Source organism: Streptomyces sp. MNU89 (assembly GCF_020982505.1).
In the GTDB taxonomy this organism is placed as follows: domain Bacteria; phylum Actinomycetota; class Actinomycetes; order Streptomycetales; family Streptomycetaceae; genus Streptomyces; species Streptomyces xinghaiensis.
Window position 1 is genome coordinate 4,575,589 of the sequence record NZ_JAJKLL010000001.1, and the last position, 25,534, is coordinate 4,601,122.

Here is a 25,534-nt window from a genome sequence, read left to right on the forward strand (position 1 = left end):
AAGGCGACAGGCACCCGACGATCTACGACGTGGCCCGGGAGGCCGGCGTCGCCGCGTCGACGGTCTCCAGGGCCCTCTCCACGCCCGGCCGGGTGAGCGCCACGACCCGCGAGCACATCCTGGAGACGGCCGAACGGCTCGGCTACCGCACGAACCCTCTGGCGCGGGCGCTGCCCTCGGGCCGCACCGACACGGTGGCGCTGTGCGTCTCCGACATCACCAACCCGCACTTCTTCGGCATCATCCGGGGCGCGGAACAGCAGACGCGCGCGGCGGGATGCACCCTGATCGTGGGGGACGCCGAGGAGTCACCCGACCTGGAGGTGCGGCACGTCCAGCGGCTCGGCCCGTCGGTGGACGGCTTCGTCATCGCCGCGAGCCGGATGCCGGACGACCGCATCCGGGACCTGGCGGCCAACCACCGGCTGACCCTGGTCAACCGTCAGGTCGACGGCGTGAACAGCACGATCATCGACCACGAGGACGGCACCCGGCAGATCGTGGAGCATCTGAGCTCACTCGGCCACACCTCCGTCGTCTATCTCGCCGGCCCGCGCCAGTCGTGGCTGGCCGCGCAGCGCTGGCGGGTGGTGGAGGCCGCCGCCCGGGAACTCGCCATGTCCGCGGCCAGGCTCGGCCCCTTCCCGCCCGCGGTGCTCGGCGGCGCCGCGGCGGCCGACGCCGCCCTGGCCTCCGGCGCCACCGCGGCCATCGCCCACAACGACCTGCTCGCCATCGGTATGCTCCGCCGCCTCGCCGAGCGGCGCGTCCGGGTTCCCGAGGACATCAGCGTGGTGGGCTACGACGACATCTTCGGCGCGGACTTCTGCTCACCCCCGCTGACCACACTCGGCGGATCGTTCACCGAAGCCGGCCGGCTCGCCGTCGACCTGCTCCTCGGCATGCGCGACGCGGCCTGGCGTTCGGAGACCGCGTCCCAGGTCGTGCTGCCCTCGCACCTGATCGTCCGCGAATCCACCGGCCCCGCGCCCCGGCACCCACGCTAAAGGGTGTTGCCGGGGCGGCACGGCGGTGGACGGCAGGCGAGCCGCTACTCGGAGACGGTGACCGGCTCGTCGTTCTTGAGTTCGGAGACGAGCTGCTTGACCTTGGGCATGTCCCACCTGAGGGAGCCGCCGGGGGCCGAGCCCGCGATCGGCATGTTCATCTGCTTGCCGCCGCCGCCCGTGACGTCCTTCATGGCCCAGAACATGGAGGCCAGGTCGAACAGGCTCATGTCCTCGTCGACGATCAGGGTGTCGAGCCCGGCGCCCATCACCGGGTAGAGCTTGAAGGGGTTCAGGACCGTCGAGGGGCTCGCGGTCTGGGAGGCCAGGGCCGAGAGGAACTTCTGCTGGTTCTTGGTGCGGTCCAGGTCGCCGCCGGCCAGGCCGTAGCGCTGCCGGACGAAGGCCAGCGCCTGCTCGCCGTCGAGCGTCTGGCGGCCCTTCTTCAGGTCGATGCCGGAGTTCTTCTCCTTGAGGTCGCGCGGGATGTCCATCTCGACACCGCCCACCGCGTCCACGATCTCCGCGAAGCCGCCGAAGCCGATTTCGGCGTAGTGGTCGATCTTCAGCCCGGTGTTGAACTCGACGGTGCGGACCAGCAGCGGCGCGCCGTCCTTGGAGTACGAGGCGTTGAGCTTGGCGGGGCCGGAGGCGGGGAAGTCCTTGCCGCTCTCCGAGCCGGTGAAGTCGGGGATGGTGACATACGAGTCGCGCGGCAGGGAGACCATGGTGTTCCCGTTGTCCCCGACGTGCAGGATCATCATCGAGTCGGTGCGCTTGCCCTCGACCCGGCCGGTGTGCAGCCGCTTCTGGTCCTCGGCGGAGAGACCTTCGCGGCTGTCGGAGCCCACGATCAGGTAGTTGGTGCCCTCGCCCGCCTCGGGGCGGTCCTTGACGATGCTGAGATCCACCTCACGGCGCAGCTTGGAGTCGGCCCAGAAGTAGGTGCCGATGCTCACCACCAGCGCGACGAGGACCAGCGTCACCAGACCGCGCTTGATGCGGCGGCCCCAGTTCGGGGCCGGGCGGCCGTACGGGTCGCCGCCGTGCCCGCCGCCACCGCCGTAGACCTGGCCGGTGTTGTATCCGTCACCGCCGGCGTAGGGGTCGTCGTAGCCCTGCGACTGCTGGGCGGGCACGCGGCCGTACGGCGGTGCGGGGGGCGGCGGTGTCGGTCCGGCCGGCTGCGCGCCGTGCCGCATATGGGGCATCCGCCGCGTCGGCTCCGGTCCGGGCATCGCGCCGCCGCGTCCGTAGCCGTCACCGTCCGCGGTCCGCCCCTGGGGCCAGTCAGTCATAGGGGGAAGTCTGCACGCCGGAGGGGGCCGGGTCCCAGGGCGGGTGGCGGATACACACAATGCTGTAGCAGAGCTGATGCACAAATGGGCCCGGTCGGCCGGGAAAGGCCGGGAAAGATCGGGCGCATACAGTTGAAGACATGACCGATCAGGCCCTCTCCGCGCACCAGACCGTTCCGAGCAAGCCCACCAGCGCCTCGCGTACCACCCTGTCCCACATCATGACCGCACATGACACCAATCTTCTGGGCACGGTGCACGGCGGCGTGATCATGAAGCTGGTGGACGACGCGGCGGGCGCGGTCGCGGGGCGGCACTCGGGCGGTCCGGCCGTCACGGCCTCGATGGACGAGATGGTCTTCCTGGAGCCGGTCCGCGTCGGTGACCTGGTGCATGCGCGGGCACAGGTCAACTGGACCGGCCGGTCCTCGATGGAGGTCGGCGTGCGGGTGATGGCGGAGCGCTGGAACGAGTCGACGCCCGCCACCCAGGTCGGCAGCGCCTACCTCGTCTTCGCGGCGGTCGACGCCGAGGGCAAGCCCCGGCCGGTGCCGCAGGTGGTGCCCGAGACCGAGCGGGACAAACGCCGCTACCAGGAGGCGCAGATCCGCCGGACGCACCGGCTGGCGCGCCGCCGGGCCATCAAGGAGCTGCGGGAGAAGCGCGCCGCCGAGGGCATCGGGGACTGACCCGGCCGTGCCGGGGTGGGCGGAGCGGGGTACGGCGGATGGCCGCGGCGGTCGCGGGCCGGGCCGGGCCGGCGCGGGGTTCAGGGGCAGACGACCTCGTCGCCCCGGACCGGGCCCGGCGTCTCACCGCCCGGTCGCGGCGGCTCCTCGCCGACCGGTTCCCCGGTGGACTCCCCGGCCGATCCCTCCGCCGGTTCCCCCGAGGGCGCGGCCGGCCCCGCCCCGGGGCGGCCTGAGTCGTCATGGCGGCCGGAGTGCCCGCCGGCGCCGGTCAGCGGCCGGTCCTCGCGCAGCGCCTCGAACAGCGCCTCCGCCTTCGGCCGGTCCCAGAGAACGGTCGAGCCGATGCCGGGGACCCGGTGGTCCGGGTCGGCCACCGGCACCGAGACGAACTCCGAGGACGCGGCGGTGAAGCCGCGCATGGCCCGGCCCAGGCCGATCAGTTCCTCCGGGCCGAGGCCGGGGTCGGCCCGGACGGAGCGGAGCAGTTGACCGGCCGCCCGGTCCAGTGCGACCGGGTTCAGCAGCAGGCCGCTCTCCGCCGCCCGGTCCATGAGCGCGGCCAGGAACAGCTGCTGGCGCCGCATCCGTCCCAGGTCCCCCTCGGCGTCGAGATGGCGGGCCCGGACGTAGGCCAGCGCCTCGCCACCGTCCAGCCTGCTGGTGCCGGCCGGCAGGTCCAGGCCGCTCCGCGGGTCTCGGAGCGGCCGGGTGGTGCAGATGTCGACGCCGCCGAGAAGGTCGACGGTGCGGATGAAGCTGCTGAAGTCGACCTCCAGGTAGTGGTCGATACGGACCCGGGTGAGGTTCTCCACCGTCCGCACGGTGAGCCGCGGACCCCCCTCGGCGTAGACCGAGTTGATCTTGACGGGGCGGCCGCCGCCGGTGCCCTCCGCGTCGCTTCCGCCCCCGGCCCCGGTCCCGTCCTCCCCGCCGCTCTCCGCGTCCGCCGGCAGTTCCGCGTACGAGTCACGGGGAATGCTCACCACGCCGGCCCGCCTCCGGTCCGCGGAGAGGTGCACCAGCAGGATGGCGTCGGTGCAGTGGCAGGGCTCACCGCCCAGCCGGTACTTCCGCCGCTGCTCGGCCGTGATCCGGTCCCGGCCGTCCGTGCCGACGAGGAGGAAGGTGAGCGCGTCGCCGCCCTCCGCCCTCGCGGGCCGGTCGGGCAGCCCGGCGAAGGGGTCCACCCGTTCGATGGCGGTGCCCAGGCCGCCCACCACCGCGTGCCCCGCCCCGGCGGCCGACAGCACGACCGCGGAGACGCAGAGCGCGAGCCGCAGGCCCCACCGCGACCGGCGGGAGCGCCGCCCCTGGTCCGGCCGGAGGGTCGGGGCGCGGACCGGGGGCGGCGGGCGTGGTCATCGGCGGTACCTCCGCGGGGCCGGGACGGGGCTGGGAAGGTGTCACCGTAGATCCGTACGATCAGCGGACCGCGCCCCCACGCCGCCCGGCGGGCCCGGTCGTACCCGGGCGGCTACGGCGCCGTCCCCCGTTCGCGGTAACGTGAGAAACGATGAACGCCTCCCCTGAACAGCCGCCGCCGGCCGTCTCCGTGATCATGCCGGTGCTCAACGAAGAGCGGCATCTGCGCGCCTCCGTCCGGCACATCCTGCAGCAGGAGTACGCGGGCGAGCTCGAAGTGGTGATCGCCCTCGGCCCGTCCGCGGACCGTACGGACGAGATCGCCGCCGAGCTGGTCCGCGAGGACTCGCGCGTGCGCACGGTGCCCAACCCCACCGGCCGCACCCCGGCCGCCCTCAACGCCGCCATCAAGGCGTCCCGGCATCCCGTCGTGGTGCGCGTCGACGGCCACGGCATGCTCTCCCCGGACTACATCGCCACCGCCGTCCGGCTGCTGGCGGAGACCGGAGCGCAGAACGTCGGCGGCATCATGCACGCCGAGGGGGAGAACGCCTGGGAGCAGGCCGTCGCCGCGGCGATGACCTCCAGGATCGGGGTCGGCAACGCGGCCTTCCACACCGGCGGCGCGGCGGCCCCGGCCGAGACGGTCTACCTGGGTGTCTTCCGCCGGGAGGCGCTGGAGCGGCAGGGCGGCTACAACGAGGAGTTCATCCGCGCCCAGGATTGGGAGCTGAACTTCCGCATCCGCGAGGCCGGCGGGCTGATCTGGTTCTCGCCGGAGCTCCGGGTCTCGTACCGGCCCCGGCCGACGGTCCGGGCCCTGGCCAAGCAGTACAAGGACTACGGCCGCTGGCGCCATGTGGTGGCCCGCTACCACAAGGGCTCCATCAATCTGCGCTATCTCGCCCCGCCGGCCGCCCTGCTCGCCATCGCGGCGGGCACGGCTGTGGGCGCGGCCCTCACACCCTGGGGCCTCGTCGTCCCCGCCGGGTATCTCGCGGCCGTCACCGCGGGCTCGCTGCCGGCCGGCCGGGGGCTGCCGCTCGCGGCGCGGCTGCGCATCCCGGTGGCGCTGGCGACCATGCACATGTCGTGGGGCTTCGGATTCCTCACCAGCCCGCGTTCCCTGGCGCGCCGGGTGATCGCGAGCCGCCGCCCGGCGGTCACGGCGGAGCGCGCACCGTCCCCGGAGGGGGGACCGGCGGAGAAGGCCGGGTCGGCGGAGACCGCCGGCTGACGGGCACGCCGCACGCGGAGTGCCGCCACCGTTCCGCGCGGGACCGGCGGCACGTACGGAGAGGGCCGGACCCCGGTGGTCCGGCCCTCTCCCGTGTTCCCGCGTCGCGGCGCACCGGGCCGGCCGCCGTCCCCCGGGTCCGGAACCCCGGCCCTAGAAGCTGTACCGCGGGTTGACGTCCATGCAGGACTTTTCGTTGCCGTTCAGCGCGTCCGCGCTCTCCGGCGCCTTGTCGTCCGCCGGGTTCTTCGACGGCTCCGGGTAGGCGCCCGCCGTACGCCAGTCCGCGCCGACGACCACGGTGATCTGCTCGACGTCCTGCGCGATCCGCACCGCGCCGGCGGGCAGGCCGAGCGACTTCGCCACGAGCTCGGCGTCCCCGCGCAGGTCCTTCGAGGGGTACGAGACCGTGGTGTCCGCCTGCGACTTGGGCGTCGCGTCCGCGACGGCCCGCGCGTAGCCCTCCCGGACCAGCACTCCGGCGATGCCGGCGGCGCGGCCCCGGACCGGGGCCTGCGCGGCGGTGCCGGTGCCGTTCTGCACGGCCACCGGGATCTCCGCCTTGGGGGCGGCCGGGTCGCTCGGCTCGGGGCTCTTCTCCGCGGCCTTCTTCTTGTCCTTGCCGTCCAGCGCCACGTCGTTGCGGACCAGGGAGAACAGCCGGTCGGCGTCGCCGGGCTTCGGCACGAGATGCGCCAGCGGGTTCTGCGGGTCCTCGATCCACGGCATGGTCGCCATGGTGATCCGCTCCGTCGGCACCCGCTGGAGGTCGCTGCCCAGGTCGTACAGTTTGCCGACGCTGCCCAGGCCCTGGTCGACGGTGAGCGCCTTGGTGGCGGCCTCGGCGAGCTTGCGCAGCTTGTTCGGGTTGGTCAGCTTGGTGCCGGCCTTGAGCTGGCGGACCATCGAGTTCATGTACAGGTGCTGCGCCTTGGCGCGGCCGATGTCGCTGCCGTTCTCGAAGCCGTGCCGGGTGCGCAGCCACTGCAGGGCCTGTTCGCCCTTGATGACCGTCTCGCCCTTCTCCAGCCGCAGCCCGGACTTGGGGTCCTTGATGTTGGCGTTGACGCAGACGGGCACACCGCCGACCGCGTCGGCCATGTCGACCACGCCGGCGAAGTCGATCATCATGAAGTGGTCGACGGGCACACCGGTGAGCTCCTCCCAGGTGGCGACGGTGCAGCCCGGGCCGCCGTGCTGGAGGCTGGAGTTGATGGTGGTGCTCGTCTCCTGGTAGACGGTGCCGTCCTCGGGGTCGGTGCACTTGGGAACCGTGACCCGGGTGTCGCGCGGGACGCTGATCACCGACATGTTGCTGCGGTCCGCCGAGACGTGCAGCAGCATCTGGACGTCGGCGAGGGGCTTGCGGCCCGCGTCGGCGCGGGCGCCGCCCAGCCGGACGTTCTCCTCGGAGTTACGGCTGTCCGAGCCGAGCAGCAGGATGTTGAGCGGGGTGTTGCCGTCGGCGTTCGGCGCGGTCCTGTCGAGCCGCTTGTCGCCGAGGTTGAGCTCGTCCTTCTCCAGGTTGCCGTTGAGGTGTTCGTAGTAGAGGTACCCGGCGCCGGCCGTGCCGAGTATCAGCAGCGACAGCGTGACGGCCGACCAGCGGAGCACCCGGCGGCCGCCGCCCCGGCGGGGCGGCGCGGACCTGCCGTGCCCGCCGCCGGAGGAACCGGAGGTGCCGGACGTGCCGGACCGCCGCGCCGCCCGGCCCTCGGTGGAGGCGCGGGCGAGCGGCACGGTGTCCGTGCCGCCCCGCTCGTCGTACAGGCTGTCGTCCCAGCCGAGATCGGCCGGCTCGGGTTCCTTCTCCATACCGCCCCTGCGGGCACTCGGCTGCCGCATCGGGCCTCCCCGTTAGTCAGTCGTCGTCAGGGCCCTCAGGGCCGGCGGATCACTCGGCGCACACCTGCTTGTCGGCCTCGACCCGCTGGATGTTCTCCGGAGCCTTGGACGGGGCGCTCAGCGGCTGCCCCGGCTCGTCGAAGTCCTCGCCGAGCGTGAGCGTCATGGTGTCCGTCTCGGCGGCGTCCTCCGTGCCCGGCTTGAGGGCGGAGGGGGCCAGGCCCATCATCTCCGCCAGCGCCCGGGCCTGGTCGGCCTGGTTCGGCGCGTACTCCAGGACGGTCTTCTTCAGCTTCTCGCCGCCCTCGGCGTTGCCGCCGTTGGCGGAGCGGGTGACGCCCTCGCTGTTCTGCAGCCAGTCGACGGTCGTCTGGGCGGCCCCGATCGGGGCGCCGCCGTTGAGGACCTTGACCCGGACCTCCGAGGGGTCCGCCTTGGGGCCCTCGGTCTTGGCCTTGTCCGCGGCCTTCTTCTTGGCCTTCTCCTTCTTCTTGACCTCGGTGAGGGAGACGTCCTCCCGCACCATCGCGAAGAGCTGGTCGGCCGGCCCTTCGTTGAGGACGACCGACGCCTTGTCCTCGGAGTCGAGAACGGGAACGGTCACGAAGGAGATGTTCTTGATATTGATCTTCTTCAGGTTGTTGGCCAGGGTGATCAGTTTGTTGACGGAGCCGATGCCGGTGTCGACGGTGAGCGCCTTGGTGGCGGCGGTGGCCAGATCCCACAGCTTCGTGGGATCGGTCAGGGTGTCACCGGACTTCATCTTGCGGATCATCGAACTCAGGAACTGCTGCTGGAGCTGGATCCGGTCCAGGTCGCTGCCGAACTTCAGTCCGTAGCGGGTGCGGACGAAGGCCAGGGCCTGGTCGCCCTCGACGACGTGCTTGCCCGCGCTCAGTTTGAGATGCGACTTCGGGTCGTCGATGGGCTTGGCGAGACAGACCTCGACCCCGCCGACCGCCGAGGACAGCGTCTTGACCGCGTTGAAGTCGGCCATCATGAAGTGGTCGACCTTCAGGCCGGTTATCTCCTGGACGGTGAGCATCGTGCAGCCGGGGTCGCGCCCGTTCTGGCCGAGGCTGGTGTTGAAGCGGACGTTCTGCTGACCGGGGATGACCTCGGTCGAGCCGTCCGGCTGCTTGGTCGGGCAGTCCGGGATGTCCGTCAGCATGTCGCGCGGGAAGCTGAGCGCGGTGGCGTTGGAGCGGTCCTCGGAGACGTGGAAGAGGATCGTGGTGTCGGCGTGGCCGACGCTGCCCTTGTCGCCGTAGCCTTCGTTGCCCTTGCCGGTGCGGACGTCCGTGCCCAGGACCAGGATGTTCATCGGGCCGTCGGTGATGGTGTCGCTGCCCGCGTCACCGACGTCGACGGTGCTGATGTTGCCGTTGAAGTGTTCGAGCAGGGCATAGGCCGTCGCGCCGCCCGCGACGAGGACGAACGCCATCGCGCCGCCGGTCCAGTACAGCGCCTTCTTCTTCCGGGCGGCCTGCTGCTTGCGCTTGCGGCGGCTGCTGCCGCCACCCGCCTTGGGCGCGGCCCGGCGGCCGCGCTGCGGCGGCATGCCGGGCTGGGCCTCCTCGCGGGCCGGGGCGGCGCGGCGAGAGGTGGAGCGGGGCGGCCCGGAGCGTCCCTGCGCGGACCGGGGCGCGGGCGCCTGGGGGTCCCTCTGCGCGGGGCGGGGGACCGGTCGCTCTGCGGGGCCTGCAGTCGCAGTACGTAGTTACCGGTATTCGGGTCGAGCACCCACTGGTCTGCGGGGTCGATGTCGTCCGACCGCCCACGGCCTTGCGCGTCCACGGTTCCCTGAATCCTCCGTCGGTGCCACGCGGCGCCCTCCCCCTCAGGCGCTCGTTCAGTCCTTGTGCCGGTGTCCATACGCGCAGGTGGTGCGCGCCGGGTCGCTCACACTAGCCGCCCGATTCGCCGGGGGGCGACGCCGGTGACGAATTCAACGTCTTGATAAGCGGGTAAAGCTCGCATTTCGCTTTACGTTGTTCGGGATCTCATGGGTTTCCTCATCCGCAGAGGGGGCCTTTTTCGGCCGGTGGGGTGGGGAGGCCGGATCGGCCGGGGCGGAGGCGGCCGGGGTCGAGAGGCCGGCGAGCGGGTGGCGCCGGAGCCGCCCGCGGGGACCCGGTGGGTTCGGGGGCTCCCGGGCTCTCCGCGGCCCCGGGCTCCTCGTCCCCTCCGCCGCCGGCCGTCACGGGCCGGTCGTGCTTCAGTTCCTCGAACAGCAGTGACGCATCGGGCTGTACGAGTTCATCGCGGTTGGCGTTCAATCGGTAGGGCTGCCGGGGCACGGTGAGGAAGCGCATTCCGCCCTCCGGCATGCCCCGCAGACTGTCCGCGAGGTCATAGAGGCTCTTCAGCGAGGCGAGCCCCGGATCCGTGGTCAGCGAGGAGGTCGCGGCGTCCAGCAGGGAGTACAGCTCGGACGGGTTCCGGAGCGTTCCGTCCTCCCGGATCTGCCGCAGCATCGTCGCGAGGAACTGCTGCTGCCGGACCATCCGCTCGGTGTCGGTCCCGTTGCCCAGGCTGTAGCGGGCGCGGACGTAGCCCAGCGCCTCCTCGCCGTTCAGCGTCTGCCTCCCGGCGGGCAGCTCCACATGTGCCTCGGAGTCGTCGACGGGCTCCGCCAGGCAGATCTCCACACCGCCGATCGCGTCCACCATCTCCGTGAAGCCGCTGAAGTCGACGATCGCGTGGTGGTCCATGCGGATCCCGGTCATCTGCTCCACCGTGCGGATGGTGCAGCCCGCGCCGGCGAACTGGAACGCCCAGTTGAACTGGGCGAACCGGGGAGCGATGGTGGTGCCGTCGGACGTGGTGCACTCCGGGATCTCCACCATCAGATCGCGCGGGATGCTGACGGCGGTGCCGCTCTTCCGGTCGGCGGCGAGATGCAGGAGGATCGTGGTGTCGGAGCGCTGGGTGCCGTTGTCCCGACCGTACTTGCCGTTGCCGTCGCCCCGGTTGTCGGAACCGATGACCAGGATGTTCACCGCCTCGCGGACCACGGAGGCGGGCCGGTCCGCGGCGTGCTCCTCCAGTTCGCGGGAGGTGTCCGCGTCGGTGCGGATGTTGCCGTCGAGCCGCTGGTAGAGGGACCAGGCGGTGCCGGCCGCGGCCAGCACGGCCGCGGCCGCTCCCAGCGCGGTCCAGCGGAGCCAGCGCCGGCGCTTGGGTATGTCTGCGCCCGGCTCCCCGTCCTCGGTCCTGTCCTGCTCGGAGTGGCCGCTGTCGGCGGGGCCGTCCTCCGGGCCCGCTGGGGTCGCGGCGGTGTCGGTCACTGTGGAGTCCATCCCTCACGGATTCCGGCGGTGTCTTACCGTGCGGGGGACCGCCGGTCACTGGGGTAGACGGGAATGCTGACCGCATGGTTGTACGAGTGGCGTGGCGGCTTTCGGCCACCGCCGGGGGCCCGAGTGCCGGACGGGACGTTCGTCAGCCGGCCGTCGCGGTGACGCGCTCGCTCTCCCGCCGCTGCTCCAGGGCCTCCGGCGCGAGCAGGTCGAGATGGCGGCAGAGGACGACGGAGCCGCCCGCGGCGAGCGGGGCGAACAACCCCGCCGAGAGCCCGTCCCAGGAGTCGAACGGCAGACCGGACAGCACCCGGGAGACCGGGGTGTACTCCCGCGTGGCGGCGTCGGCCCGGGCCCGTTCGACGACCTGTGCGGCCGTCAGTTCCCCCGCACCCGCGAAGGCCAGCGCGGGCTCGTCCGGGTCCACCGGGGCGAACGGCGCGAAGCGGTCGCCCTGCCCCGGCACCTCTACGGCGTAGTCCGCGAAGCCGGACGGCGGTTCGGGAAACCGCGCGCCGAGCGGACGCAGGCTCAGCGCCACCCGCTCGCCCCGGCAGGCCCGGGCCTCCTCCAGGGTGTCCGGGCCGGTGACGACCAGATCGGCCGCCGCCGGGTCGCCGCCCATGTCCGCGAGGACGCCCACCGAGGAGCAGGCCAGCAGCCAGACCGCCGTCTGCCAGTGCGCCGGCAGCAGCAGCGCGGCCCGGTCACCCGGCTGGACCGCCAGGTCGCCCTGGAGGAGGTTCGCGGTCTTGGCCACCCAATTGGCGAGGGTCGCGACGGACAACTCCACACGTTCACCGGTGGCGTCGTCGTAGAAGGTGACGAGGGGGCGGGACGGATCCGCGGCGAGCGCGGATCGCAGCAGGTCGGCCGGGGTGCGATCGGTGGCGTTCACCCGGACAAGCGTACGCGGCCGTCACTGCGCCCGGGTGAACCGGGCGGCCGGGACGGTGGCCGCATTGCGCCGACCGGGCGTCATATTACGAATAGACAGATTTACTGGCCTATGTCCAACATGCCGGTATGCGTGCACTCCTTGCTTCCACGATCGGTGTGGCCTGCGCGGCCGCTCTCTCCCTCCCCCTGGCCCTGCCCGCCGGCGCCGCCGCACCCTCCGCGTCCCGGCAGCCGGCGGGCACGGCGGCCGGGGCCGGACAACCCGCCGGCGGCACCCAGTCGCTGCCGCTGACCGCACCCGCCGGCGCGGACCGGTCGGCGGGCGCCGCCGCCCGTGTCCTGCCGCCCCGCACGGTGCGTCCCTACTCCATGCTCGGCATCGTCTGGGACGACGCCGGCGAGGAACTGCACGGCCGGGCCCAGGTCCGTACCCGTTCCACCGCCTCCGGGCAGTGGAGCGGCTGGCGGGACCTCTCGGCACACCACGACGACGCACCGGACCCCGTCCCCGGCGAACGCCGCCGCGGCGGCACCGCGCCGCTCTGGGTCGGCGCATCCGACGGCGTCCAGGTCCGGGTGGTGCCGGAGCGGACCGCGGACCGCGCCCCGGCCGCGTTCCCGGCCGGCCTCAGTCTCGAACTCGTCGACCCCGGCGGCGATCCCGGCGGCGACACCGCCGACACCGCCGACAACGAGCGCGGCGCCCCCGGCAGCGAACCCGGCGGCGGACCCCGGGACCGGGCCGGCGGGCTGACCGCCGCCGAACGCCAGAGCGCCGCCGCCAACGCGGAACTCGCCCCCATCGGCGCCACGGAGATCGCCCCGCTCGGCCGGACCGCCACCGAGGAGGCAGCGCGTCGCTCGGCGGAGCCCCGCGCGGAGAGCCGCTACATCGGCCCCCGGCCCGGCATCGTCATCCGCCGGGGCTGGGGCGCGAACGAGAGCTGGCGCGAACGGCGGTTCCCCTACACGAAGACCGTGCGGACCGCCTTCGTCCATCACAGCGGCACCGGCAACGGATACAGCTGCGCGCAGGCCCCCTCCGTTCTGCGCGGTATCTACCGCTACCACGTCCACAGCATGAAGTGGCGCGACATCGGCTACAACTTCGCCGTCGACAAGTGCGGAACCATCTACGAAGGCCGCGCCGGGGGAGTGGCCCGGGCCGTCCAGGGCGCCCACACCCTCGGTTTCAACCACAACAGCATGGGCATCGCCGTCCTCGGGACGTACGAGGCGGCCCAGCCCTCGCGGCAGGCCGTGGAGGCCGTGGCCAAGCTCACGGCCTGGAAACTCGGCCTGTTCGGCCGGAACCCGGCGGGCTCCGGCACTCGCGTCTCGCTGGGGAACACCAAGTATCCGAAGGGAACCAGAGTCACCCTCAAAGTCATCTCCGGACACCGGGACGGGTTTTACACCGACTGCCCCGGAGCCCGCCTCTACGACAAGCTCGGCGGCATCCGCGGTCTGGCCGCCCGGCTCCAGGGCCGCTGACGCCGCATACGGGCGCCGGGGGTCTGCATAGACTGACCGCCGACCACACGGCCGGCCCTGGCAGGAAGCAGAGAAGACAAAGGTGACTGAAGCGATCCTCCTGGTCGGTGGCAAGGGCACCCGGCTGCGCCCGCTGACGGTGCACACGCCCAAGCCCATGATCCCGGCGGCCGGCGTCCCGTTCCTCAGCCACCAGCTCGCCAGGGCCCGGGCGGCCGGCGTCGAGCACGTCGTGCTCGCCACGTCCTATCTGGCCGAGGTGTTCGAGCCGTACTTCGGTGACGGCTCGGACCTCGGCCTCCACCTGGAGTACGTCACCGAGACCGAACCCCTGGGCACCGGAGGCGCGATACGCAATGTCGCCCCGCGCCTCCGTTCCGGGCCGGACGAGCCGGTGCTCATCTTCAACGGCGACATCCTCACCGGCCTCGACATCCGCGCCCTGGTGGAGACCCACACCACCTCGGGCGCGGATGTCTCGCTCCATCTCACCCGGGTCGAGGACCCGCGGGCCTTCGGTCTCGTCCCCACCGACGGCAGCGGGCGGGTCACGGCGTTCCTGGAGAAGCCGCAGACGCCCGAGGAGATCGTCACCGACCAGATCAACGCGGGCGCCTATGTGTTCGACCGCTCCGTGATCGACTCGATACCCGAGGGCCGTCCCGTCTCCGTCGAACGCGAGACCTTCCCCGGCCTGCTCGAAGCCGGCGCCCATCTGCACGGCATGGTCGACTCCACCTACTGGCTCGACCTCGGCACCCCACAGGCCTTCGTCCGCGGCTCCGCCGACCTCGTGCTCGGCCGCGCGCCCTCCCCGGCCGTGCCCGGCGGCTGCGGTGACCGACTGGTGCTGGACGGGGCCGACGTGGCCCCGGACGCCAAGCTCACCGGCGGCACCGTCATCGGCGCGGGCGCCCGGGTGGGCGCCGGGGCGAGCGTCGACGGCAGCACCGTCCTGGACGGCGCGGTCGTCGGCGACGGCGCCCGGATCACCGACTCCCTGATCGGCGCCGGGGCCGTCATCGGCGCCCGTACGGTGCTGCACGGCGCGGTCATCGGTGACGGCGCGACCGTGGGCGCCGACAACGAACTCCGCGAGGGCGTCCGCGTCTGGTGCGGCGCCCGCATCCCCGAGGCCGGGATCCGCTTCTCCTCCGATCAGTAGCCGTCCTCGCCGGCCCGTTGGCCGTTCTCCCCGGCCGGCAGCCCCAACTCCCGGACAGCGCACCGGAGGAGAGGGCCGCCGGACCCCTTGGACGACCAGGGGGCGGGGGCCGGCCGCTCCCGGCCCGCGGTCGCCCGGAGGCTCCGCCCGGGGCCGGCGGCCGGAGCGGTCCGGAGGTGCGCTTACCCTCATAGGGCCCCACTCCCGCCCCGAGGACCGACCGTCGTGAACCCCAGCCCCTCCGCGGCGCCGGGCAGCCCGGAACGCGGCGCGGCCCGCACCGCCGGCGCCCGCGGCCGGCGCTGGACACCGCCGTGGCCGCTCGACCTCGCCCGCACCGTGGGCGTGCTGCGCCGCGGCCCGGGCGACCCCGCCTTCCGCACCGAACCCGACGGGTCCGTGTGGCGGGCCAGCCGCACGCCCCTCGGCCCGGGCACGCTGCGGCTCGCGCGGCTCCGCACGGGCGAGGTCGAGGCGCACGCCTGGGGCCCCGGAGCCGAATGGCTGCTCGACGGCGTGCCGGCCCTCTGCGGCGCGGAGGACGAGCCCGGGCGGTTCACCCCCCGCCACCGCCCGGTGTACGAGGCGCACCGCCGTCACCCCGGCCTCCGGCTCGCCCGCACCGGGCTCGTCCTCGAATCCCTGATACCGTCCGTTCTCGAACAGAAGGTCACATCCGACGAGGCGTACCGCGCCTGGCGGATCCTGCTGCGGCGGCACGGTGAACCGGCCCCCGGCGCCGGGCACATGCGTGTCATGCCCGACCCCCGCGGCTGGGTGATGCTGCCCTCCTGGGAGTGGCACGCGGCGGGCGTCGACGGCAAGCGCTCGGCGGCGATCGTGCGGGCCGCCCGCGTCGCCCGCCGGCTGGAGGAGGCGACCGCCATGGATCTCGCCGCGGCCTCCGCGCGGCTCCAGCTCATCCCCGGCATCGGCCCCTGGACGGCCGCCGAGGTCCTCCAGCGCAGCAACGGCGCGGCGGACGCGGTCACGGTCGGCGATCTGCACCTGCCGGGGATCGTGGGCTACGCGCTCACCGGCACCCGCGGCACCGACGACGCCCGGATGCTGGAGCTCCTCGCCCCGTACGCCGGACAGCGCCACCGGGCCTGCCGGCTGATCCTGCTGTCGGGGCGCGTGCCGCCGCGGCGCGCCCCCCGTTTCCCGGTCGGCGACATCCGCAGGCTCTGAGCCGCGCCGGTACACGACTCACCGTGCCGCCCACGGCGGGCCGTGCCGAACGGCCGACCCGCCGCGACACCGGCCCCCGCCACGGCACCGCGGCCCCGCAGGAGGGCATCGGACCGGGCCCCCTCAGCGCACCTCGACGAACGCCCCGGCGTCCCGCGCGGGCCGCTCCCGGGGCGGTGCCGCCGGGTGGCCGACCGCCACCGCGCCCATCGGGTCCCAGTCCGCGGGCAGCCCGAGCACGTCCCGTACGACGTCCCGGCAGAACATCGTGGACGACACCCAGGCCGAACCGAGCCGCTCCCCGGCCAGCGCCACCAGGAAGTTCTGCACCCCGGCGCCGGCCGCGACGACGAACATCTCCCGCTCCGCCGTGTTCCGCCGTTCGTCCGGATAGGTGTGCGAGCCGTCCATCACCAGGCACGGCACCACCAGATACGGCGCCCGGCGCAGCACGTCGCCCCGCCGGACCCGTCGGGCGATGCTCTCCTCCGGGAAGCCGTCCCCCCGCAGATCGGCGATCCAGGCTTCGCGCATGGCGTCCAGCAGTTCGACGCGCGCGCTCTCCGACTCCAGCAGCACGAACCGCCACGGCGTCGTGTGGTGGGGTGCGGGCGCCGTCACGGCCGCCGCCACCGCCCGGCGCACCGCGGCCCCGTCCACCGGCTCGGCCGTGAACTCGCGGACGGTGCGCCGCAGCGTCACCGCCTCCCGTACGGCCTCGGAGGTGCCCAGCCGGAACATGTCGTCGGCGGGATCGCGCACCAGTTCCCGCGCGCCCCGTTCCGGCTCCGCCGCCCCGCCCGGGCCGTCCGCGCCGTCCGTCAGCACATGCGGCAGACCGCGGACGACGGCGACGGGCAGCCCGCCCGCCTTGCCCTTCACCAGGTCACCGGCGGCGGCCAGTTCGTCGGCGGTCGCGGTGACGGTCGCGCTGAGCCGGTTGCCGTGCGCGTCCTCCCCGCCCCGCAGGTCGTCGAGGACCCGGACCCCCGCGGCCCCGATGGCGACATCCGTGAGACCGGTCCGCCAGGGCCGGCCGAAGGTGTCGGTGACCAGCACCCCGACGTCCACACCGAGGGCCTCCCGCAGCCCGGCCCGGATCGCGCGCGCGGAGGCGTCCGGATCCACGGGCAGCAACAGCACGGTGCCGGCAGGGGTGTTCGAGGCGTCGACGCCGGCCGCGGCCATGACCAGACCGTGCCGGGTCTCGGTGATCCGCAGCGGCCCCCGGCGGGCCACCACCCGCACGGTCTCCGCGTCGATGGCGGCCTCGCGGTCCGCGGCCTCGCTGACCCGGCCCTCCGCCTTGCTGACGATCTTCGAGGTCACCAGCAGGACGTCGCCGTGCGCGAGCCCCGGCGCCCCGGGCGCGGTGGCGGCGTCGGCGATCAGTTTGACGAGATCGTCCCCGGTGCGCACCTCCGGTATCCCGGGCAGCGCCCAGACCCGGTAGGAGGGGCAGGAGTGGACGGCCGCGGCACCGCTCATCCCTGCACCTCCCCGGCCAGGGCGAGCGCCTCACGCGCCATGGCCGCGGTGCTCTCGCCGTCGGTCATCAGCAGTGGCACGGCGCGGCAGCGGATACCGGCCGCCTCCACGGCCTCGACGGCGTCCGCGTCGGCGGTGTCCACGAGCCAGCCGTCGAGCAGACCGGAGCCGTAGTGCTGCGCCACGGCGGCCGCCGTGGACTCGACGCCCACCGCGGCGAGCACCTTGTCGGCCATGCCGCGCACCGGCGCGCCGCCGATGACGGGGGAGAGGCCGACGACCGGCACGCCCGCGTCGGCGATGGCCTCGCGGATGCCCGGGACGGCGAGGATCGTGCCGATGCTGACCACCGGGTTGGACGGCGGGAAGAGCACGAGGTCGGCCGCGGCGATCGCGTCCAGGACGCCGGGCGCCGGTTTGGCCTGCTCGGCGCCGACGGGCACGACGGCGTGCGCGGGCATGGCCGCGCGGTGCCGCACCCAGTACTCCTGGAAGTGCACGGCCTTGCGCCCGCCCCGGGCGGCGGCCCCGTCACCGGCCGTCCCGCCGGCTCCGGCGTCGGGGTCGTCGATCAGCACATGGGTCTCGACGCGGTCGTCGGTCATGGGCAGCAGCCGCACCCCTGGCTTCCAGCGGGTGCACAGCGCCTCGGTGACGGCGCTGAGCGGGTAGCCCGCGGCGATCATCTGGGTGCGGACGATGTGCGTCGCGAAGTCGCGGTCGCCGAGCCCGAACCAGTCGGGCCCCACGCCGTACGCCGCGAGCTCCTCCTTGACGGAGAAGGTCTCGTCGGCCCGGCCCCACCCCTGCTCCTCGTGGATGCCGCCGCCGAGCGTGTACATCACGGTGTCGAGGTCCGGGCAGACCTTCAGCCCGAACAGATGGATGTCGTCACCGGTGTTGCCGATGACGGTGATGTCGGAGTCGGGACTTGCCGCTTTGAGACCACGGAGAAAGCGGGCGCCACCGATACCCCCGGCCAGAACCACAATGCGCATAAGGACAGTCTGTCAGCCGAAGGCTTCCGTTGAGGGTGGTGGTGGGTGACGGGTGGGGCAGTCTGTCAGCCGAAGGCTTCCGTTGAGGGTGGTGGTGGGTGACGGGCGGGGGTCCCCGGCCGTCAGCCGGCCACCGTGGTGCCGAGGCACGCCCGGGTCCCGGCGCGGACGGTGCCGGCGTCGTGCATCGGCATCTCGGTCAGTCCCGGGAAGTAGACGTGAAGGCTGACGGCCGGGACGAGGGCGTCGTTGACCACCTCGTGGACGTACCCGGGGGCGAAGACACGCTGCGCCCCGGACCCGAGCACGCGCGGCGCGCTGCCCGAGCGTTCGGTCAACTCGCCCCGGAGAACGGTCAGCACACCGGAGGAGGGTCCGTGGCCGTGTGCGCCGCTGCCCTGCCCGGGGAGCCAGCTCAGCAGCCAGACCTCGTATCCGGGGCCGGTGCGCAGCCGGTGGTACCAGCGGCTCGTGGCGTCGTACCGGACGAGCGGCGCCCACGAGGCGCGGTCGTCGGCGACGGCGCGGGCGAGTCCGGCGAACTCGGCGACCGTGGCGGGGTGCGCGGGCGCGGGCGGCAGGAGGTGGGGGATGGCGAGCGGGTCGCCGGCGATCTGGACGTCGCTGTTCATGGGATGTCGGGTTCCTCGGCGTAAGGAGAGCTGACGGGCTGGGGCGAGGGCGATCAGCGGTGAGGGCGATCAGCGGTGAGGATCGGTCCTGCCGGTCGGCGGCGTCCGCCGGTGGCCCGGGCCGGCGGTCAGGACCGGCCGGGGGGAACGGCGGGAGCGAGCGGCGGGGTTGGTCCGCAGCGGTGACGCGCGGTGGGGATCAACAGCCGGAACGCGGTGGCGATCAACAGCCGGAACAGCGACAACAGCAGCGACGGGCGCCCGGGGCACAGCGGAGCGCGACACCGCACGAGAGGCGGGAGCGGGTCCGGGAGGGCGCGAGCGTCACTGGCATGGCACCCAGAAGACCCGGTGCGCTGCTTCCTTGTCAACCTGGGGCCCGTTGCGGAGGCGAGGGTTCACCTCTTCCGGCGACTCGGCACGGTGAAAGGTTTGTGCACCCCGATTCGGGGACACACGGCGCAGCAGTCGCCGGAGCGCCGCCGTTGTGCTTCTGTGATCCGACTGTGATCAGCTCCGTCCCGCGGAGCCGGAAGGGCAACGGGGCGGCGGGCGCCGGCGTCTCTTCTGCGGAGGGGGTGATCACATGCGGGCGCGGCGAACTGTCATGCTTTAGGACGATTTGAACACTTTCCGCAAAGCCTTGGTTCCCCAGAGTGAATAAGGGGCCCAATAGCAGATCTCGGCTTGACTGGCCCGGATCGGCACACTTGTAATTTCACTCGTGTCGTTCGGCCGTTATCGATAACGGCAGCATCACGGGGACGCAAAGACAGACAGGGGCGCACATGACCGAGCTGTTCCAGCAATTGCTGGTCGAGGAGGCGGATGAGGAGCTCGGATGGCAGGAGCGCGCACTGTGCGCCCAGACCGATCCCGAGTCTTTCTTCCCGGAAAAGGGCGGTTCCACCCGTGAGGCGAAGAAGGTCTGCCTGGCCTGCGAGGTGCGCTCCGAGTGCCTCGAATACGCCCTCGCCAATGACGAGCGCTTCGGCATCTGGGGCGGGCTCTCCGAGCGTGAGCGCCGCCGGCTGAAGAAGGCCGCCGTTTGACCGCCGGGCCCTTCCGCGGATTTCCCCGGAGCCCGCGCGTACCGCACATACCCGTACCGCACATACCCCGACGTCACATACGCGGACCGCGCATACGTGAACATTTCTCATCCCGCCTCCCCCGCAGCCGCGTGGGAGGCGGATTGCTGTGCGGACGGCCGGACCGGCGCCCCGCTCCGAGCCGTTAGTGTGGGGGGCCGTCCGAGACTCACCCGCCTCCTCGCGAGCGCGTGCGTCCACCGCAGTCCAGCGAACCGGGGCCCGTACCTCGATGTCCGTGCACAGCCACTCGGCGCACAGCCGGCCGGCAGCCCTCTCCGGAGCCGCCGCCCCCGAATACCCGCGGCATGTCGTCACCGCCGTGCTGGTCTCCCACGACGGTGCCCGCTGGCTGCCACAGGCGCTCGCCGGACTGGTCGGCCAGGAACGCCCCGTCCAGAACGTCATCGCCGCCGACACCGGCAGCGCCGACGAGTCCGCGGCGCTGCTCACCGACACCCTCGGAGCCGAGCGGGTGCTGCACCTCGCGCGCCGGTCCGGCTTCGGCACGGCCGTCGACGAGGCCGTCCGGACAGCTGGTGTGCTCACCCCCGACGACCTGCCGTATCTGAAGCGCCCCAGCGGCTGGGACCCGGAGACCCGTACCTGGCGCGACGACGCCTACGACATGCCCGAACTGCCGCACGGCGAGCCCGTCCAGTGGCTCTGGCTGCTGCACGACGACTGCGCCCCCGAGCCGGACGCCCTGGCCGAGCTGCTGCGGGTGGCCGACTCCTCCCCGTCCACCGCGATCATCGGCCCCAAGCTGCGCGGCTGGTACGACCGCCGGCAGCTCCTGGAGGCGGGCGTCAGCATCGCCCGCAGCGGCCGCCGCTGGACCGGCCTCGACCGCCGTGAGCAGGACCAGGGCCAGCACGACCAGGTGCGGCCGGTGCTGTCGGTCTCCACCGCCGGCATGCTGATCCGGCGCGACGTCTGGGACGAACTCGGCGGCTTCGACCGGCGGCTCCCCCTGATGCGCGACGACGTCGACCTGTGCTGGCGCGCCCAGGCCGCGGGCCACCAGGTCCTCGTCGCCCCCGAGGCCGTCCTGCGGCACGCGGAGGCCGCCGCGCGCGAACGGCGGCCCATCGACTGCGCCGGCCGCTCGGCGGCCAACCCGCACCGTGTCGACAAAGCCGGCGCGGTCTACACGATGCTCGTCAACTCCCGCGGCGCCGCGCTGCCGTACGTCCTGCTGCGCCTGGTGCTCGGCACCGTGCTGCGCACCCTCGCCTATCTGGTCGGCAAGGTGCCCGGCCAGGCGCTGGACGAGATCGCGGGACTCCTCGGCGTGCTGCTGCGGCCGGGGCGGATCCTCGCCGGGCGGCGCCGGCGCGGCCGCCCGGCGGTCGAACCGGCCGAGCTGCGGCCGTTGTTCCCACCGCCCGGTGCGACGGTGCGGGCGACGGCCGAGGCGGTCGTCGGCAACTTCAGCGGCCGCTCGGAACCCGAGCTCGCCTCCGGCGGCCGGCACGGCGCCGTCGAGTCCGGACCGGGCGGTGACGACGCCGACTTCATGGAGATCGAACAGTTCGCCCGGCTGAAGCGCGTCGCGCGCAAGCCGGGGCCGGTCCTCTTCCTCCTGCTGCTGGTGGTCTCCCTCGTCGCCTGCCGCGGACTGCTCGGCTCCGGCACGCTCGCCGGAGGGGCCCTGCTGCCCGCCCCGGCGGACGCCTCCGGCCTCTGGGACCGCTATCTGTCCGCCTGGCAGCCCGTCGGCACCGGCGGCACCGAGGCGGCACCGCCCTACCTGGCCGTCATCGCCGCCCTGTCCACCCTGCTGCTCGGCAGCACCGGCGCGGCCCTGACGCTGCTCCTCGTCTGCTCGGTGCCGCTGGCCGGGCTGAGCGCCTACTTCGCCTCCCGGCCGCTGGTCGAGTCGCGCCTGCTGCGCGCCTGGGCGGCCGTGGCGTACGCCTTCCTGCCCGCCGCGACCGGCGCGCTGGCAGGCGGCCGGCTGGGCACCGCCGTGCTCGCGGTACTGCTGCCGCTGATGGCCCGTGCGGCCGTCGCCGCCGCCGGAGCGGCCCTGCCGTCCGGCCGCGACAGCGACGCCGGCGAGCGTGACGGGGAAGCGGCTCCGGGCGCCCGCCCGAGCTGGCGCGCCGTCTGGGCCTACACGCTCCTGCTCACCTTCACCACGGCCTTCACCCCCGTCGTCTGGCCGCTCACCCTGCTGCTGGGCATCGTGCTGCTCGTGACGCGCACCGTGCGCCACCAGGGCGGTACGGCCGCCTACGGGATCCGCCTCGCCCTGGTGCTCGTCACCCCGCTGGTGGTTCTCGCTCCCTGGTCGCTGTCGCTGCTGACCTCGCCGTCCGGCTTCCTCCGCGAGGCCGGACTGGAGTACGGCACCGGCTCCGCCACCGCGCTGGACCTGCTGATGGTCAGCCCCGGCGGGCCGAAGGCGGCGGGCGGGTTCCTCCTCGCCGGTGTGGTGCTCGCGGCCCTGGCCGCCCTGCTCCGCGGCGACCGGCAGCGCGCGGTCCGCACCGCCTGGGCCGTGGCGATCGCGGCCCTGCTCCTGGCCGCGCTCTCCAATGGCTCCGCGTGGGCCGGGCCCGCCACCCTCGTCTACGGCATCGCACTGCTGTCCGCCGCTGCCGTCGGCGCGGAGAACGCGCGCGAACGCGTCGCCGCGCAGAGCTTCGGCTGGCGGCAGCCGGCCGCGGCACTGATCGCCCTGGCGGCCGCCGCCGGCCCGCTGCTCTCCGCCGTCGCCTGGATGTACGGCGGGGCGGCCGGCCCGGTCGAACGGCGCGACCCCGTGCAGGTGCCGCCGTTCGTCGCCGAGGAGAGCCGCACCCAGGACCAGGCGCGCACCCTCGTGCTCGGCGGCGAGCCGGGCCGGGTCTCGTACACCCTGGTGCGCGGTTCGGGCGCCCGGCTGGGCGACGCCGACCTCGCCGCGGCGAGCGGCGGGGACCTCCGGCTGGACGGCATCGTCGCCAACCTCGTCGCGGGCTCCGGCGCCGACCAGACCGACCAGCTCGGCGGCTACGCGGTGCGCTACATCCTCGTCCGCGACGGGGCCCCCCGCGAGATGGGCCGGGTGCTGGACACCACCCCCGGACTGACCCGGCTCAGCCAGGAGGACGGCAGTTCCCTCTGGCGGCTCGACCGGCGCGTCGCCCGCCTCACCGTCATCGAGAACCCCGACGGGGGCGGGGGAGCGGCGGAGGACGCCGAGCCGGTCCCGGTCGCCGCCGGACCCGTCGAGGCCCACACCTCACTCCCCGCAGGGCCGGAGGGCCGCGTGCTGCGCGTCGCCGACCGGGCCGCCCCCGGCTGGACCGCCACTCTCGACGGCAAGCCGCTGACTCCGACCACGGTCGACGAGTGGGCCCAGGGCTTCGAACTGCCCGCGAACGCCGGCCGCCTCGACCTGACGTACGAGTCGCCGCTGAGCCACACCTTGTGGATCGGGGCACAAGGGCTGCTGGCCGTCGTCCTGGTGGTGCTCGCCCTGCCCGGCCGGCGCCGTGAGGTCGACGACGACCTGCCCGAGACCGCACCGGAGCCGGCCGTGCCCGCGCAGCCCGTGGACGGCGAGGGCCGCCGGGCCCGCAGGCTGCGGGCGGCCGCGGAGGCCGAGGCCGCGGCGCAGGGCAGGGAACCGGAGAGCGCGCCGGAGCAGCCAGTTCCGGCCGGGACCGCACCGGCCGCCGCGGCCGAGGACGACCCGTTCGATGCGTTCGACGCCTTCCGCGCCTCCCAGGCGGCCGAGTCCGCGGACCGGGCGGGGCAGGGGGCCGCTGCCTCCGGGGCACCGGCCGGGCCGTACCCGGAGGGCGTGCCGCAGCAGATGCCGCAGCAGCCCTACGGCACCTGGGACCAGCAGAGCTACGCCCCCGGCGGCGGACAGCCGTACCCGGGGGAGCAGTACGGGGGCGAGCCGTACCAGGGCCAGGGGGAACAGCGGTACCAGGGCTACGGCGACGGGCAGTACCAGCAGTACGGCGCCGGCCAGTACACCGGCCCGTACCAGCCGGACCCCTACCGGGCCGCTCCGTACAGCGATGGTCAGCAGCAGTACGACGCGCAGCAGCAGTACGACGCGCAGCAGCAGTACGACGCGCAGCAGCAGTACGACGGGCAGCAGCAGTACGACGGGCAGCAGCCCGGCCCGTACGGCTACCCGGCCCAGCCCTACGCCGGCGGCGATCCCGCCCGGAATGAGACGGTCCACGGGGAGGACGGCGAGCCCGCCCCCCGCCGCGACGGGAGCGATCAGCAGTGAACCGCACCACCCTCTCCCTGCTCGCCGCCACCACGGCCCTCGCCGCGGTCACCGGAGTCGCGGCCCTGGCCGCACCCGGTGGGACACCGGAGCGATCGGCGGCCGCGGCCGAACGGCTGCCCGTGGAGCGCTCCGAGCTGCTCTGCCCGGAGCCGTCGCTGTCGGAGCTGGCCGAGACCGGCTACACCTCGTTCACGCCCGAGGACGAGGCCGCGGGCCCCAAGGGCACGGCCGAACTCCTGCCCGCCGAGGAGGAGGCGGAGACCGGCGGGGGCAAGGACGGCGAGAAGGACGAGGACGAAGAGGGAGCCGAGGAGGAGAACGGCGGCGAGAAGGCCGGACCCGATCCTGTCGCTCCCCTGAAGAAGCCGGGCGCCCCCGCGGTCGCCTCCGTCTCCGGGGCCGGCGCGCCCGCCCTCATCGGTACCGCCGACGGCGCCCTCGCCCCCGGCTGGACCGCCCAGCAGACAACCGTGATCGGCTCCGGTGAGGGACGCGGCGTCCTCGGCGTCTCCTGCACCGCCCCCGACACCGACTTCTGGTTCGCGGGCACGAGCACCGCCGAGAGCCGCCAGGACTACGTCGAGCTGACCAATCCCGATGACGCCGCCGCCGTCGTCGATCTGGAGCTGTACGGCGGGAAGGGCCGGATCGAGACCGAGACGGGTGAGGGCATCACCGTCCCGCCCCGCTCCGCCACCTCCGTCCTGCTGTCCACGCTCACCTCCGAGAAGGCCGCCGACGTCGCCGTGCACGTCGTCGCCCGTTCCGGCCGCGTCGGCGCCGCCGTCCGCGCCACGGACAGCGGGACGGGCAGCGACTGGCTGCCGCCCTCGACGGCGGCGGCCGGCAGCGCCGTGCTCCCCGGCATCCCGGAGGACGCGGTCTCCGTACGGCTGGTGGCGGTGGCGACCGGCGACCGCGACGCCGATCTGAAGGTGGAACTCGCCGGACCGACCGGCTCGTTCACCCCCGCCGGACACGAGACCCTGACCCTCAAGCGCGGCATGGTGACGTCCGTGGACCTGGACGACATCACCAAGGGCGAGCCAGGCTCCCTGGTGCTGAGCCCGGCGGACGGCGGCGACACCGCCCCGTACGCGGTCGCCCTGCGCGTCGTCCGCGGCAAGGGCGGAGACCGGGAAATGGCGTTCATCCCGGCCACCGCGCGGATCGAGGCGCGCGGCACCGCGGCCGACAACCGGGCCAAGGGGTCCGTCCTCTCCCTCGTCGCGCCCGGGAAGGCCGCCAGGGTCAAGGTCACCGCCTCGGCGGGCAGCGGGGGCGGCAAGCCGGTGAGCAAGGAGTACACGGTCAAGGCCGGTACGACGCTCAGCGTGCCGGAGCCCCCCGTCCCCTCGGGCGGCAAGGGCACCCACGCGCTGACCGTCGAGGCACTGTCCGGCGGGCCCGTGTACGCCTCCCGGATGCTCGAACGGCCCAAGGGCGGGGTGCCGATGTTCACCGTCCAGCCGGTTCCCGACGACCGGGGCACGGTCGTCGTCCCCGAGGCCGCCGAGGACCTGTCCCTGCTGATGCGCTGAGAGCAGGCGAGAGCAGGCAGCCGGGAGCAGCCGAGGGCACGGTCC

The 25,534-nt window shown here is 73.7% G+C and carries 18 protein-coding genes; 9 read left to right on the forward strand and 9 right to left on the reverse strand.

Features of this window, described 5'->3' with window-relative positions:
• Positions 1 to 29: 29 nt before the first annotated feature.
• Positions 30 to 1,007, forward strand: coding sequence for a LacI family DNA-binding transcriptional regulator (locus E4N63_RS19700; protein ID WP_228429516.1), 978 nt, complete (start codon positions 30 to 32; stop codon positions 1,005 to 1,007).
• A gap of 44 nt (positions 1,008 to 1,051) precedes the next feature.
• On the opposite strand, the gene E4N63_RS19705 is transcribed toward E4N63_RS19700, so the two are convergent.
• Entirely contained in the window at positions 1,052 to 2,305 is a 1,254-nt protein-coding gene (locus E4N63_RS19705; RefSeq protein WP_125626999.1) for an LCP family protein, read from the reverse strand.
• 140 nt (positions 2,306 to 2,445) lie between these two features.
• On the opposite strand from E4N63_RS19705, the gene E4N63_RS19710 reads away from it, so the two are divergent.
• Complete coding sequence (locus E4N63_RS19710; RefSeq protein ID WP_230241321.1) at positions 2,446 to 2,994, forward strand: acyl-CoA thioesterase; 549 nt, start codon at positions 2,446 to 2,448, stop codon at positions 2,992 to 2,994.
• Positions 2,995 to 3,074: 80 nt separating this feature from the next.
• On the opposite strand, the gene E4N63_RS19715 is transcribed toward E4N63_RS19710, so the two are convergent.
• Positions 3,075 to 4,247 (reverse strand): LCP family protein, encoded by a 1,173-nt coding sequence (locus E4N63_RS19715; protein ID WP_308188719.1) that lies wholly within the window; start codon positions 4,245 to 4,247, stop codon positions 3,075 to 3,077.
• Between the two features lie 263 nt (positions 4,248 to 4,510).
• Here E4N63_RS19715 and E4N63_RS19720 point away from each other — a divergent pair, with 263 nt between their 5' ends.
• Positions 4,511 to 5,596, forward strand: coding sequence for a glycosyltransferase family 2 protein (locus tag E4N63_RS19720; protein ID WP_125626887.1), 1,086 nt, complete (start codon positions 4,511 to 4,513; stop codon positions 5,594 to 5,596).
• A gap of 153 nt (positions 5,597 to 5,749) precedes the next feature.
• On the opposite strand, the gene E4N63_RS19725 is transcribed toward E4N63_RS19720, so the two are convergent.
• The 4 genes from E4N63_RS19725 to E4N63_RS19740 all read right to left on the reverse strand — a co-directional run bounded on the left by E4N63_RS19725 (position 5,750) and on the right by E4N63_RS19740 (position 11,641).
• The gene (locus E4N63_RS19725; RefSeq protein ID WP_230241322.1) at positions 5,750 to 7,441 is read right to left on the reverse strand and encodes an LCP family protein; all 1,692 of its coding nucleotides are present in this window, start codon (positions 7,439 to 7,441) and stop codon (positions 5,750 to 5,752) included.
• 49 nt (positions 7,442 to 7,490) lie between these two features.
• Positions 7,491 to 9,002: an LCP family protein gene (locus E4N63_RS19730; RefSeq protein ID WP_308188720.1), complete on the reverse strand. Its 1,512-nt coding sequence runs from the start codon at positions 9,000 to 9,002 to the stop codon at positions 7,491 to 7,493.
• A 454-nt stretch (positions 9,003 to 9,456) separates the two neighbouring features.
• Entirely contained in the window at positions 9,457 to 10,743 is a 1,287-nt protein-coding gene (locus tag E4N63_RS19735; RefSeq protein ID WP_230241323.1) for an LCP family protein, read from the reverse strand.
• A gap of 142 nt (positions 10,744 to 10,885) precedes the next feature.
• On the reverse strand, positions 10,886 to 11,641 hold the full coding sequence (locus E4N63_RS19740; RefSeq protein ID WP_125624141.1) for a TIGR03089 family protein: 756 nt from the start codon (positions 11,639 to 11,641) through the stop codon (positions 10,886 to 10,888).
• 128 nt (positions 11,642 to 11,769) lie between these two features.
• On the opposite strand from E4N63_RS19740, the gene E4N63_RS19745 reads away from it, so the two are divergent.
• From E4N63_RS19745 to E4N63_RS19755, 3 genes are all read left to right on the forward strand, one after another.
• Positions 11,770 to 13,137 (forward strand): peptidoglycan recognition protein, encoded by a 1,368-nt coding sequence (locus E4N63_RS19745; protein WP_230241324.1) that lies wholly within the window; start codon positions 11,770 to 11,772, stop codon positions 13,135 to 13,137.
• An 82-nt stretch (positions 13,138 to 13,219) separates the two neighbouring features.
• On the forward strand, positions 13,220 to 14,302 hold the full coding sequence (locus E4N63_RS19750; protein ID WP_125624139.1) for an NDP-sugar synthase: 1,083 nt from the start codon (positions 13,220 to 13,222) through the stop codon (positions 14,300 to 14,302).
• Between the two features lie 225 nt (positions 14,303 to 14,527).
• Positions 14,528 to 15,493, forward strand: a complete 966-nt coding sequence (locus E4N63_RS19755; RefSeq protein WP_374112802.1) for a DNA-3-methyladenine glycosylase — start codon at positions 14,528 to 14,530, stop codon at positions 15,491 to 15,493.
• 123 nt (positions 15,494 to 15,616) lie between these two features.
• Here E4N63_RS19755 and E4N63_RS19760 read toward each other — a convergent pair whose 3' ends face one another.
• From E4N63_RS19760 to E4N63_RS19770, 3 genes are all read right to left on the reverse strand, one after another.
• A complete protein-coding gene (locus tag E4N63_RS19760) occupies positions 15,617 to 16,981 on the reverse strand; it encodes a coenzyme F420-0:L-glutamate ligase (RefSeq protein WP_230241325.1) in 1,365 nt (454 codons plus the stop codon).
• A complete protein-coding gene (gene cofD / locus E4N63_RS19765; protein ID WP_125624137.1) occupies positions 16,978 to 17,979 on the reverse strand; it encodes a 2-phospho-L-lactate transferase in 1,002 nt (333 codons plus the stop codon). The genes E4N63_RS19760 and cofD overlap by 4 nt, the downstream gene beginning before the upstream one ends.
• Positions 17,980 to 18,101: 122 nt before the next feature.
• Entirely contained in the window at positions 18,102 to 18,611 is a 510-nt protein-coding gene (locus tag E4N63_RS19770) for a cysteine dioxygenase family protein (protein WP_125624136.1), read from the reverse strand.
• A gap of 788 nt (positions 18,612 to 19,399) precedes the next feature.
• Between E4N63_RS19770 and E4N63_RS19775 the strand changes: the two genes are divergently transcribed.
• The 3 genes from E4N63_RS19775 (at position 19,400) to E4N63_RS19785 (ending at position 25,489) form a co-directional block, all read left to right on the forward strand.
• On the forward strand, positions 19,400 to 19,663 hold the full coding sequence (locus E4N63_RS19775) for a WhiB family transcriptional regulator (protein ID WP_004952403.1): 264 nt from the start codon (positions 19,400 to 19,402) through the stop codon (positions 19,661 to 19,663).
• Positions 19,664 to 19,934: 271 nt separating this feature from the next.
• On the forward strand, positions 19,935 to 23,945 hold the full coding sequence (locus E4N63_RS19780) for a glycosyltransferase family 2 protein (protein ID WP_230241326.1): 4,011 nt from the start codon (positions 19,935 to 19,937) through the stop codon (positions 23,943 to 23,945).
• Positions 23,942 to 25,489, forward strand: coding sequence for a DUF5719 family protein (locus E4N63_RS19785; RefSeq protein WP_230241327.1), 1,548 nt, complete (start codon positions 23,942 to 23,944; stop codon positions 25,487 to 25,489). Before E4N63_RS19780 ends, E4N63_RS19785 begins: the two co-directional genes overlap by 4 nt.
• Positions 25,490 to 25,534: the final 45 nt, after the last annotated feature.

Coding starts and splice junctions, on each gene's coding strand:
- E4N63_RS19705 (WP_125626999.1), bottom strand. CDS start 2,305: ATGACTGACTGGCCCCAGGGGCGGACCGCGGACGGTGACGGCTACGGA.
- E4N63_RS19710 (WP_230241321.1), top strand. CDS start 2,446: ATGACCGATCAGGCCCTCTCCGCGCACCAGACCGTTCCGAGCAAGCCC.
- E4N63_RS19720 (WP_125626887.1), top strand. CDS start 4,511: ATGAACGCCTCCCCTGAACAGCCGCCGCCGGCCGTCTCCGTGATCATG.
- E4N63_RS19725 (WP_230241322.1), bottom strand. CDS start 7,441: ATGCGGCAGCCGAGTGCCCGCAGGGGCGGTATGGAGAAGGAACCCGAG.
- E4N63_RS19730 (WP_308188720.1), bottom strand. CDS start 9,002: ATGCCGCCGCAGCGCGGCCGCCGGGCCGCGCCCAAGGCGGGTGGCGGC.
- E4N63_RS19735 (WP_230241323.1), bottom strand. CDS start 10,743: ATGGACTCCACAGTGACCGACACCGCCGCGACCCCAGCGGGCCCGGAG.
- E4N63_RS19745 (WP_230241324.1), top strand. CDS start 11,770: ATGCGTGCACTCCTTGCTTCCACGATCGGTGTGGCCTGCGCGGCCGCT.
- E4N63_RS19760 (WP_230241325.1), bottom strand. CDS start 16,981: ATGAGCGGTGCCGCGGCCGTCCACTCCTGCCCCTCCTACCGGGTCTGG.
- cofD (WP_125624137.1), bottom strand. CDS start 17,979: ATGCGCATTGTGGTTCTGGCCGGGGGTATCGGTGGCGCCCGCTTTCTC.
- E4N63_RS19770 (WP_125624136.1), bottom strand. CDS start 18,611: ATGAACAGCGACGTCCAGATCGCCGGCGACCCGCTCGCCATCCCCCAC.
- E4N63_RS19775 (WP_004952403.1), top strand. CDS start 19,400: ATGACCGAGCTGTTCCAGCAATTGCTGGTCGAGGAGGCGGATGAGGAG.
- E4N63_RS19780 (WP_230241326.1), top strand. CDS start 19,935: ATGTCCGTGCACAGCCACTCGGCGCACAGCCGGCCGGCAGCCCTCTCC.